The organism is Vibrio sp. M250220, from assembly GCF_036533795.1.
Lineage (GTDB): Bacteria > Pseudomonadota > Gammaproteobacteria > Enterobacterales > Vibrionaceae > Vibrio.
In genome coordinates this window covers 1-10,965 of record NZ_JATABI010000040.1, presented here as the reverse complement: position 1 = coordinate 10,965, position 10,965 = coordinate 1, and the positions used below count along the sequence as shown (strand labels likewise).

Below are 10,965 nucleotides of genomic sequence, written 5' to 3'. Positions count from 1 at the left end.
TGCATCTATACACATCAAATAGATGCTCAATATCTAATTTTCGATCAAATTACGTATCCATTTGCGTGTACTCATCCTAAACAGCGAACCAAACCATTTAATCAGTTCTTCGGTCAAAAACAGCAAATAGATCCACTCTGGCGGCCAGCCTAAGACAATCGCCGCAAACGCAGCAAGAGGAATACCAATAAGCCATTGAGCAACCAGATCTTGGTAGAGGCAGAACTTAACGTCACCGCCTGCACGCAACACGCCTACAATGGTCATCATCGGCACAGAGCGAAGTACAATACCAACACTCAATACAAGCATAAACTTTTCCGCCAAAGCGCGGGTTTCGGCAGACAACGCGCTAAAACCATCAAGCACAGAGCTTTGGACAAAGAACAGCAAAATCGCAACCACAACACCAACAAGCAAGCTGAGTAACGTAACACCAATAGCTTGATAATAAACCGCATCATAATTCTTAGCGCCAATCTGATTACCCACCAACACCGCTGCGGCATTCGACATTCCTATTAGCAATGCTAAGGCGATAGATTCAACAGGCGTCATCACTGATAACGCAGCCAAACCTTGAACACCGGATTGTCCCATAATGGCGTGATAAGCAAACAAACCACCAGCCCATGCCAAGAAGTTAAAAGTGGTTGGCAGAGACAGTTTCAAGAACTTGATGACTCTATTCCACTCAATGACTCGCCGAATATCATCAACTCCAAACGCCAGCAAATGCTGCTTAACATGCAGGTAGCAAAATAGCGTGAGCACCTCTATCGCGCCGCTCATCACCGTTGCTATCGCCGCCCCTTTGATCCCCATAGCAGGCATACCAAATTTACCAAAAATCAGTACCCAGTTGAGAAAGATGTTGGACACAATACCAATGCCACTAAAAAAGGTGCTGATACCCGGCTTATGCATCGCTCGCAAGCCCACCGACATACTGGCAACACAAGCGACTGCGAACATGGTGACTGACGTGATGACCAGATAGTCGCTACCGAGTTGATTGACCTCTGGATCATTGGTTGCTAGCCCCATGATCTGGCTTGGGAAAAGAACAAATAGCAGAGCAGTCAGCGCAGCAAATAGGGTACAAACCAACCAAGTTAAAGCGGTGCTTTCACGCACCCCTTGTCGATCACCTGCCCCCCAATATTGTGCTGTCAGCAAGGCCCCACCTGTGGTCACACCGACTAACATAATGGTGGTAACAAACGTTGCCCTAGCAGCGACACCGACCGCCGCAATTTCTGCTTCGCCTAATTGGCCTAACATCAGAACATCGACCAAACTGCGGCTTGAGAACATGATACTTTGCAGCGTGATAGGTAGAGCGATAGCAATCAGACGGCGGATAAAGTCACCACGGGTATGGTGCATGATTTGAGAAAGCATAGACAAACGCCCACCTTGAGCTGCAACAGCATGAAAATAGAGAAAAAAATACTTGGTTATTATATGATCGGCTTAAATATGAAACCATAAAAATATCAGGGAAAATAAATGAAGAAAGTGCTGGTATTGGGGGCGTCAGGATACGTGGGTTCTCAACTCCTAGAACAGCTCTGCCAACGTGGTTATCTCGTTACAGCTGCGGCTCGACAAATCGAGTATCTTCGTGCGCGCGTGGCACCTCATCCCAATCTAACCCTGCGCTATCTTGATCTTGTCGACCAAGCGGCGACCATGGAGCTTGTGCCTCACTTTGATCTTATCTATTTTCTAGTCCATGGTATGGCTCACGGCCATGATTTCCTTGATTACGAAATCTCGCTGGCGGAGAACTTTAAAGCCGCCCTAGCCCACAGTAAGGTTCAACACGTCATCTATCTGAGTGCGATTCAACCTCAGACTGGCAATTCAAAACATCTGCAAGCGCGGCGAATGACGGGGGACATCATCCGTTCCTCTGGCGTTCCTATCACTGAGTTACGCGCTGGAGTGATTATTGGCCCAGGTTCTGCTGCTTTTGAAATCATGCGCGATTTTGTCTACAACATGCCGTTGTTAATCACCCCTAAGTGGGTCGATTCACGCGCGAACCCAATTGCACTAGAAAATCTCAATCACTATCTGCTAGCCGTCGCGTTAGAGCCACCAACAGAACACCAGTTGTTCGAAGTAGGCGGGCCCGACACTCTCAGTTATCGCGAACAGTTTAAAGTCATTGCGCAGGCAATCCACAAACCAATATCGATATGGTCGACCTCTTTGTTGACCCCAAAGATGGCATCACATTGGCTTGGCATAATCACGTCTGTCCCTTCAAGTATCGGTGCGGCACTGCTATCTGGGTTAGAACATGATTTTATCGCTGACTCGACAGCCATTAGGCAGCGCTACCCTCAGCAACTAGTGCGTTTTTCTGACATGGTCAAAAACAGCATAGAGCGTGAAGGGACTTTCGTTCGTAGTAATGTTTGGGGATTTAACCCAGCAGCTCTCTCGCGCTGGCAACCCGGATTTGGTTATTACCCTAAACAGACCGGAGCCAATATTGAGACCGAGTTAAGTTCCGAGCAACTGTGGCAACTGGTCAAACAGATTGGCAGCAGACAACAAGGATATTTCTTCGCCAACAGTTTGTGGCGCACGCGAGAATGGCTCGATATTTTTTTCGGTGGCGGTCGCCCTATCAGACGCTCCCCGTCGGGGCCACAGTTGCAAGTAGGCGATTTTATTGACTCATGGAAGGTCATCCGCTGTGAAGAACAGCAGTTCATCTCTTTACTGTTTGGTATGAAAGGGCCAGGGCTTGGTCGATTAGAATTTTCGATAGAGGATGTAGGCCAGTTTAGGCGCTTAACCGTAACGGCATGGTGGCACCCCCAAGGTTTCAAAGGGCTTCTTTACTGGTTTGCGATGATGCCAGCGCACATGTTTATTTTTAAAGGAATGGTCAAAGCCATTGTTCGAAAAGCAAAAGAGCTTCCACACTCGTAGAAGCTCTTTTCGATTACAGCTCGATGACTATACCGTCAAACTCAGAGGTATTTCTGCAAGCTGATTGCCTCTATTGGCTGGGAAAATCAAATATTCACCGTGATATTTCACATTTGATTTATAGTCGGTGACTTTATGTACCATAAAGCCTGCTGCGGATGCTTTCTCAACAAAATCCGCATGATGACCACGTACAAACCAACTCATTGGTTTCACTAGCTCTTCGCCATCAAAACAGTTATCACACTGCTCTGAACAGAGCGCCAGTGAGTTTGGACCTTCAGTGAAAATCTGAACTTTACCGCAATTGACTAATGGTTCTGAGGTTGAGATCTCCCACCCTTGCTGCTCCATTGCATCAAGAAACGCATCAATCTCTTTGTCTTTAATCACACGTTCAGCTTGACCTTGTGGGAAAAACTGCGCATAGAACTTAGAGATTCGCTGGAAAGTCTGCATCAAACTAGCTTGATTACCTTTAGAACGACCGCTTTTTTGCCAACGAGTCAGGTCATCGACCACAATACGTGGATACTGCTGCGATTTTAGCGCTTTGGTCACCCAACGAACCAAATAAAGATTGTTTGCCACTGGCCCATTCACCAGCTTACCCGCTTTGTGCTCTCGAGCAATGTCATCCAATGCCGCATTCACTAGTTTTTGTATTTCTACCGTATATTCAGACATTACGCCTTTCTTCCAAATACCCAATAACAGGTAGCCGAGATCACCGAGCACAAGCTCATAACCGTTATCATCGGCCAGGTTACGCCGCCGGGCAAAAATGCCACAACAGCACCAATAATAGACCCAGTTCCAAAACGTAGAGTCCCTGCCAACGAAGAAGCAGTACCTGCCATCGTTGGATAACCACTCAATAATAGTCCCATGGTGTTACTGCCGATGGTCGACAATGTACCAATAAACATCACCACAAACACCACGGTGCCCCATAGACCTGCGTCGAGCAACCATGTAACAAATAGACCAATACCCGCGATAAGTTGAACCAGTAAACCAAAGCGCAACATGTTATGCGAGCCGACCTTTTTAACTAATCTGCCGTTAATGCTGGTCATAATAATCATTGCAACGATATTAAGTGCAAACAAATAACCAAACTGATCCGGTCTCACACCATAAATATCAATATAGACAAACGAACCTGCGGTCAAAAATGCAAACATGCCTGCAAAAGAAAACGCTCCCGAGAAGATAAGACCCATCGCCACAGGATTTTGAAACAAGCGTAAATAGTTGCGAAGTGTATTTCTGATCCGTAGCGGTTGCTTATTTTCTGCACTTAAAGTTTCAGGAATCTTCCACAATACTAGGGCGATAACAACCAAGGAAAATGCAGCAAGAATCCAGAAAATCGCTCTCCAACCGAACCAAACCGCTACATATCCGCCAATCATAGGCGCAATCAGCGGAGCAACCGTCATAACCAATGTGACAAATGACATCGCTCGGGTGAAATCCTCTCGGTCAAACATATCGCGAACAACCGCTTGGATAATCACGGCGGCCGCTGCACCAGCAAAACCTTGAGCGGTGCGAACCCAAGTCAATGCATCGATGCCATGGGTTGTTGCACTGACTACCGATGCTAAACCAAAAAACAGCACGCCCAGCAGCAAGACTGGTCTGCGTCCATAGCTGTCTGCTAATGGTCCATGAATTAACTGACCAATGGCGAAGCCTGCGGTATAGGCGGTCAAGGTAACTTGTACCGAACCCTCACTAACACCAAGATCGCGGGCGATGGCTGGCATTGCTGGCAAGTACATATCAATGGCTAAAGGGGTCAGAGCACCAATCGCACCCAGCACTAAAAATAGTAGAAAACTGATATGTGGAGTATTGGATTTCGCTAAGGATTTTTCAGACATAAGTCTCCTACTCGGCGGCGTATAAGATGCAGCCTCCGTGCTGCAACCAAACAGTATGTATAAATATCAACGATGTCGTGATCCGATCTATCCTCAATCAAATCCGGATAAAAAACTAGTTCCCATTCGGAAACACAGCATTTCCCAAACTATCTATTAATTCCAGACAGATTCAATTTCTTCGTCAGTCAGATAACGATATTCGCCCGGTTCCAAGGTGTCACACAACTCGATTTCACCAATGCGTTCGCGGTGCAGATGTTCAACTTTATTTCCCAGAGCGGCAAACATACGCTTAACTTGGTGATACTTGCCTTCCGTGATCGTCAGTAATACTTCATTTTCTTCCGCATTCACCACTTCTAGGCTGGCAGGAAGCGTCAGCTCTTTCTCATTGCGCAACTGAATACCGGCCGCAAACTTGTCTGCGTAGTCCTCTTGCACAGGATCCGCCAACCATACACGATAGGTTTTCGCACACTTATGCTTTGGAGACGTAATTCGGTGCGACCACTGACCATCATCAGTAATCAACACTAGACCTGTGGTATCCACGTCGAGGCGACCTGCAAAGTGAAGATCTTCAATTTTCACTTCGTCCAGCAACACAAATGCTGTTTGATTGAATCCATCTTCATGCGAGCAAACAAAACCATCAGGTTTGAACAGCATGATATAACGTGGGCCGGGTTTATGTATTTCTCTACCCTGCCACTCAACCGTACAATCTTCAGTGATCTTAACTGCACCACTTTTCTGCACGACGTCGTTAACTGTTACATCGCCACTTTTAATGATTTTTGTTGCTTCTTTACGTGTTGCACCTAATGCATCACATAGATATTTATCTAAACGCATGAATACCTCATCTCAGTCAGGTAGGGTATTATAGTGCGACTAAACTAAATAGTTGAGCTATTTCACACATTTTATGTATACACTCCGCCCTTACCAGTCTGATTCGGTAAAAGCCGTAATCCATCACTTTCGTCAACACTCAACACCGGCAGTTTTGGTACTGCCTACTGGTGCCGGAAAAAGCTTAGTTATCGCTGAATTAGCGAGGCTGGCAAAAGGCAGAGTTTTGGTACTTGCCCACGTCAAAGAGTTGGTCGAACAAAACCACGAGAAGTACGAAGGATACGGACTCAAAGGCTCAATCTATTCAGCAGGTTTAGGGCGTAAAGAGACAGACCAACAAGTGGTCTTCGCATCGGTTCAATCTGTGGTACGTAATCTCGATCAATTTGAAAATCAATTTTCACTCTTAGTCATCGACGAGTGCCACCGAGTACCCGACGATAAGAACACCAGCTATCAAAAAGTCATTACCCATTTACGAAACTTAAACCCTGGCATTAAGGTTCTCGGGCTCACCGCAACACCCTATCGACTTGGAATGGGCTGGATTTATCAATATCACTCTCGTGGTTTGGTGCGAAGTGAAGAACCGCGTTTTTTCCGCGACTGCATTTTCGAACTGCCCATTCGTTACTTACTTGATGAAAAGTTCCTCACTCCGGCAAGAATGATGGACGCACCAGTGCTGAGTTACGATTTCTCGCAGCTTAAACCAGCCAGTACAGGTCGCTATAAAGAGTCGGAAATGGATATGGTCATCGACAAAGCCAAGCGAGCCACCCCGCAAATTGTCGACCAAATCATTCACATGTCTCGCCAGAAACAGGGCATCATGATATTTGCTGCTACGGTTCGCCATGCTCAAGAAATATTTAGCTTACTTCCTCAAGGGGAAGCCGCCATCGTCATTGGCGATACCCCGACACCTGAACGTGACGCCATTATCAGCGCCTTCAAGCAGCGAAAAATCAAGTACTTGGTCAACGTGTCTGTATTGACCACGGGGTTTGACGCGCCGCACGTCGACCTTATTGCTATTTTACGCCCCACAGAATCGATCAGTCTCTATCAGCAAATCGTTGGTCGCGGACTACGCTTATCTCCGGGGAAAGATGAATGTCTGGTACTGGATTACGCAGGCAATAGTTACGACCTTTATCAGCCAGAAGTTGGCGATCCAAAGCCCGACTCAGACAGTGAAATCATTACCATCCCTTGCCCTGCCTGTGGTTTTAATAATAACTTTTGGGGCAAACTCGACAACAACGGATTTTTAATCGAACACTTTGGCCGTAAATGCCAAGGCTATTTTGAAGATGATGAAACGGGTGAGCGTGAACACTGCAACTATCGTTTTCGCGCCAAATACTGCGGTGAATGCGGGGCAGACAATGATATCGCCGCCCGAATTTGCCATGAATGTGACGCCACTCTGGTTGATCCAGATAAGAAACTAAAAGAAGCGTTAAACCTAAAAGATGCCTTAGTCTTCGAATGCCGTGAAATGACCCTCTCTGTCCACAAAGACGATAAAGGTAAAAGCAGTCTCAAGGTCGCTTATATCGGGGACAACCAAGCGCAAGTTAGTGAGTTCTGGTCACTCTCTACCAAACCGCAAAAGCAGCGTTTTCTTGATCAATTTGTTCGCCCGCATCTGGCAGACAAACATCGCCCCTTTGACGAGTCATCACCGACCAAAGTGGTCAACAATCAACATCGATTCCGCCCTCCTCAGTTTGTTATTGCCAGAAAATCCGGACGCTTCTGGAAGATGCGCGATAAGATTTTTGCTGACGAGTTAACTAACTAAATGCCATTCACTTGGTGTTCATAAACAAGTCCGTATACTGAGCGATAGAAAATGCGAGAAGGTATGATTATGTTTAAAAGTCCGATAGTTACGACGTCTGCCGTCGTTGCCTGTGTGCTATTCTCATTACCAACAATGGCTAAAAAACATGACCAGCAAGATGGTCATGCTTTAGTTCAGGACGTACACAAGCCGGGAACTCGAATTGAGTTCGATGAGGATCAGGATGAAGTCTATGAAGCGGTCAAAAATGGCAACATTCGCCCTTTTTCAGAACTCTACGCGGCCGTTGAACGTGACTTAAACGGACGAATCATTCACGTTGAACTCGAAGAAGACGACGATATTTGGATCTATGAGCTCAAACTGAACCACGACAACAATATAATTAAAGTCGAGTACAACGCCAAAACTTTGGAAATGCTGCAAATCAAAGGCAGAAACATTAAACAAGCACTAAAAAACTAAGAAGAACTGAATATGAAAATTCTTGTTGTTGAAGATGAACCACGCCTTGGTGAACAAATTGTAGAGTCATTAGAGAAAACCGGCTGGGTGCCAGAACTTTCACAAGATGGTATTGATGCCCTCTATCGCGCGACCTCCGAAGAGTGGGACGTCATCGTACTTGATCTTGGCTTACCTAAATTAGATGGGCTAACCGTTTTGAAAGGCATTCGAGACGAGAACATCAACACGCCTGTGGTAATCCTTAGTGCGCGAGACACCCTGACTCAACGCGTAGAAGGACTCAATGCCGGAGCCGATGACTACCTGACTAAACCCTTTGAAATGGTCGAGCTTACCGCTCGCATTCGTGCGCAATTGCGCCGCGCTTCAGGTAACGCATCTCCTGTGATGCAAATTGGTAATCTCAGCCTCGATACGCGTACATCAAAAGTCATGTGGCAAGGTCAAGCGATTAGCCTCACTGCGCTGGAATATAAAGTCGTCGCCTACTTTATGCATAATCCAGAAAAGGTTATCTCGCGCACCGAACTGGTTGAGCATATCTACAAACAAGACTTTGACCGTGATTCAAACACCATTGAAGTTTTCATTGGCCGTATCCGCAAAAAAATCGCACCAAAAGTGATTAAAACCGTTCGTGGCCTAGGGTATCAACTGAATGCCGAGTAACAAACGAACGCTGCTTAAACGACTGAGTCTTAAAAGCCGCCTCGTCCTTGCGGCCGTAGTCTGGTTAACAGCGATGATTATTGCAGTTGGTGTCAGCGTACCCAATCAGGTATTCAGCTACATGGTTGATGACACCAAATCACAGCTCACCATCTATATGGATGAGATCTCAGCATCGCTTGAAGCGGATAAAACCGGCAACCTGACCCTCACGAGCACACTCTCAGATCCTCGTTTCAATCGTCCCTATAGTGGACTTTACTGGTCAGCCAAAACAGACAAGGAACTGCTTCGTTCACGCTCTCTGTGGGATAAAAAAATCACATCGGAGAAGAAAGAAAAAGAGTATTTTGGCGCACGAAACGAGAAGCTCATTTACATAAAAACCACCCTTTACTACCCAGACTATGACGGCCCAATCGAAGTGATTATCGGCATCGATGAACAACCTATCGAAGATACCGTCGGCAGCCTTATGAGCCAATTGTGGATTATTCTTGCCCTGCTCTATTTTGGCGTTCTGGCGGTCATTTTCTTGCAGGTTCAATGGTCACTCAGTCCGTTGACGAAAATGCACAAAGAACTCTCTCAGTTACGTTCTGGTGAAAAGACTCAGCTAGATCAAGACTACCCCAAAGAAGTTGCTCCGGTTGTGTCTGATCTCAATGCGCTGGTGTTCCACTACCAAGAGCTACTTGAACGCGCTCGACACCATGCTGGAAATCTATCTCATGCGTTAAAAACGCCTTTGTCGGTGTTAAAAAACGAAATCGCGGCGCTTGATCAGGAAACCCAGCGCTACCTACACCCCCCCGTCGAGCAGATTCAAAGCCAAATTGACTACCACCTTGGCCGTGCTCGTATGGCTGGCTCAAAGAATATTCTTTCGGTTCGAGCGAATCCTTCCCAAAGAGTTGATGCGATTTCGATGGCGTTCGATAAAGTCTATGCAGAGCGTGGCGTGACGCTTATCAACGAACTTGATTCCGATATTCAAGTGGCGGTTGATAAAACAGACTTAGATGAAATGGTCGGTAACTTGCTCGAAAATGCGTACAAATGGTCAGAAAGCATCATCCGTGTGCATTCCGAGACCTTAGCAGCTGATGACATCGCCATTATCATTGAAGACGATGGCCCTGGGATACCCGATGAAAAACTCAAACAGGCAATTGAACGCGGAGTACGCCTTGATGAGACGACGCCAGGTACCGGTTTAGGCTTAAATATCGTCAGTGAAATGGCACACAGCTACCGAGGGAAACTAACCCTGTCACGCAGTTCCATGGGGGGATTGAGAGCGGTGTTAACATTAAAGCTTTCATAATCAGTCATCATTCCAGTTGAGTAATCTCATCGTTGAAATAGACCTTGTTCACCTTATCCCACGGAATCGGATCGAGCGTCGCACCAAGTTGTTTGGCTCTTTCTGCCATCCGCTTGCCATAATTGATTCGATAGATTTCAGCATCGTTGCCAAAGGAATCCATATCGAGCTCCTTAATAGGTTCAAGCTCTGTAACAAACTTGTACTCACCACAGCCATCTAGCCACACTTTTGTATTTCCGTTGGGTAGGAAGCCAAAAACAATATCACTTCGATAACAGTGAGTTTTAAAGCCGTCAAAGCGGGTGAATGGCTCTTTGGTGCTCATCACCGTTTTCATCTTAGGCGTTAGATCAAATTTGGTCGCAAAAAACCTTTGATTGGTGATTGATGACCAGTAAAGATAGACGCTATCGGGAAGAACATTCGTCGCCATAACCTGTCTTTTGGGAGGGACATGCATGCCTAATGAAATACTAAAGCCATCGTAATTAGGGTAATACTCTCTAACCTTTTCAAGCTGAGTTCTCGTTATAAAATGCATGTCGAGTTGAATGAAAGACGTCCAGTCTCTTAGCTCATTAACCCCATAAGCATTTGTAACCTGAACAGGATACAAAGTTGACATCGCGTAACCAATACGCCATTTAGGCATATCTTCCGGTACGCTAGGCACCCGACTAAATGCATTAGCATTTGCATAAGTGATAAGCACTAACAGGGCAATAAACCACTTTATATCAAGACAACTCACAGCATCATGCCCTCTACTTATCTTGGAAAAGGTCAAAACACATCATAGTTCGAGCTTAGTAATTTCTTCTTTGGAATAGACCTTGTTAACCTTATCCCACGGAATTGGATCGAGCGTCGCACCAAGTTGTTTGGCTCTTTCTGCCATCCGCTTGCCATAATTGATTCGATAGATTTCAGCATCGTTGCCAAAGGAATCCATATCGAGCTCCTTAATAGGTTCAAGCTCT

Annotated in this window: 10 protein-coding genes and 1 pseudogene; 5 read left to right on the top strand and 6 right to left on the bottom strand. The window is 46.0% G+C overall.

The annotated features are described in order from the left end of the window. Positions 1-33: 33 nt before the first annotated feature. A complete protein-coding gene (locus tag QTN94_RS13820; protein WP_138971998.1) occupies positions 34-1,404 on the bottom strand; it encodes an MATE family efflux transporter in 1,371 nt (456 codons plus the stop codon). Between the two features lie 108 nt (positions 1,405-1,512). On the opposite strand from QTN94_RS13820, the gene QTN94_RS13815 reads away from it, so the two are divergent. After that, positions 1,513-2,952 (top strand): DUF2867 domain-containing protein, encoded by a 1,440-nt coding sequence (locus QTN94_RS13815; RefSeq protein WP_331427958.1) that lies wholly within the window; start codon positions 1,513-1,515, stop codon positions 2,950-2,952. A gap of 27 nt (positions 2,953-2,979) precedes the next feature. On the opposite strand, the gene QTN94_RS13810 is transcribed toward QTN94_RS13815, so the two are convergent. The 3 genes from QTN94_RS13810 to rsuA all read right to left on the bottom strand — a co-directional run bounded on the left by QTN94_RS13810 (position 2,980) and on the right by rsuA (position 5,702). After that, entirely contained in the window at positions 2,980-3,639 is a 660-nt protein-coding gene (locus QTN94_RS13810; protein ID WP_331427957.1) for a DUF2913 family protein, read from the bottom strand. Next, positions 3,639-4,844 carry a Bcr/CflA family multidrug efflux MFS transporter gene (locus QTN94_RS13805; protein ID WP_331427956.1) on the bottom strand — a complete coding sequence of 402 codons (1,206 nt, stop codon included), beginning with the start codon at positions 4,842-4,844 and terminating at the stop codon, positions 3,639-3,641. The genes QTN94_RS13810 and QTN94_RS13805 overlap by 1 nt, the downstream gene beginning before the upstream one ends. A 156-nt stretch (positions 4,845-5,000) precedes the next feature. Then, positions 5,001-5,702, bottom strand: coding sequence for a 16S rRNA pseudouridine(516) synthase RsuA (rsuA, locus tag QTN94_RS13800; protein ID WP_331427955.1), 702 nt, complete (start codon positions 5,700-5,702; stop codon positions 5,001-5,003). 73 nt (positions 5,703-5,775) lie between these two features. Here rsuA and QTN94_RS13795 point away from each other — a divergent pair, with 73 nt between their 5' ends. The 4 genes from QTN94_RS13795 to QTN94_RS13780 all read left to right on the top strand — a co-directional run bounded on the left by QTN94_RS13795 (position 5,776) and on the right by QTN94_RS13780 (position 9,982). After that, positions 5,776-7,515 (top strand): DEAD/DEAH box helicase, encoded by a 1,740-nt coding sequence (locus QTN94_RS13795; RefSeq protein ID WP_331417164.1) that lies wholly within the window; start codon positions 5,776-5,778, stop codon positions 7,513-7,515. A 69-nt stretch (positions 7,516-7,584) separates the two neighbouring features. Further along, positions 7,585-7,983, top strand: coding sequence for a PepSY domain-containing protein (locus tag QTN94_RS13790; protein WP_331427954.1), 399 nt, complete (start codon positions 7,585-7,587; stop codon positions 7,981-7,983). Positions 7,984-7,995: 12 nt separating this feature from the next. Then, on the top strand, positions 7,996-8,655 hold the full coding sequence (locus tag QTN94_RS13785; protein ID WP_138972005.1) for a response regulator transcription factor: 660 nt from the start codon (positions 7,996-7,998) through the stop codon (positions 8,653-8,655). After that, on the top strand, positions 8,645-9,982 hold the full coding sequence (locus tag QTN94_RS13780) for an ATP-binding protein (protein WP_138972006.1): 1,338 nt from the start codon (positions 8,645-8,647) through the stop codon (positions 9,980-9,982). The genes QTN94_RS13785 and QTN94_RS13780 overlap by 11 nt, the downstream gene beginning before the upstream one ends. A 7-nt stretch (positions 9,983-9,989) precedes the next feature. Here the strand turns inward: QTN94_RS13780 and QTN94_RS13775 are convergent, their stop codons facing one another. Both QTN94_RS13775 and QTN94_RS13770 read right to left on the bottom strand, forming a co-directional pair. After that, positions 9,990-10,736, bottom strand: a complete 747-nt coding sequence (locus tag QTN94_RS13775) for a DUF2931 family protein (protein ID WP_331427953.1) — start codon at positions 10,734-10,736, stop codon at positions 9,990-9,992. A gap of 42 nt (positions 10,737-10,778) precedes the next feature. Then, positions 10,779-10,965: pseudogene (locus tag QTN94_RS13770) on the bottom strand (DUF2931 family protein); the annotation flags it as partial.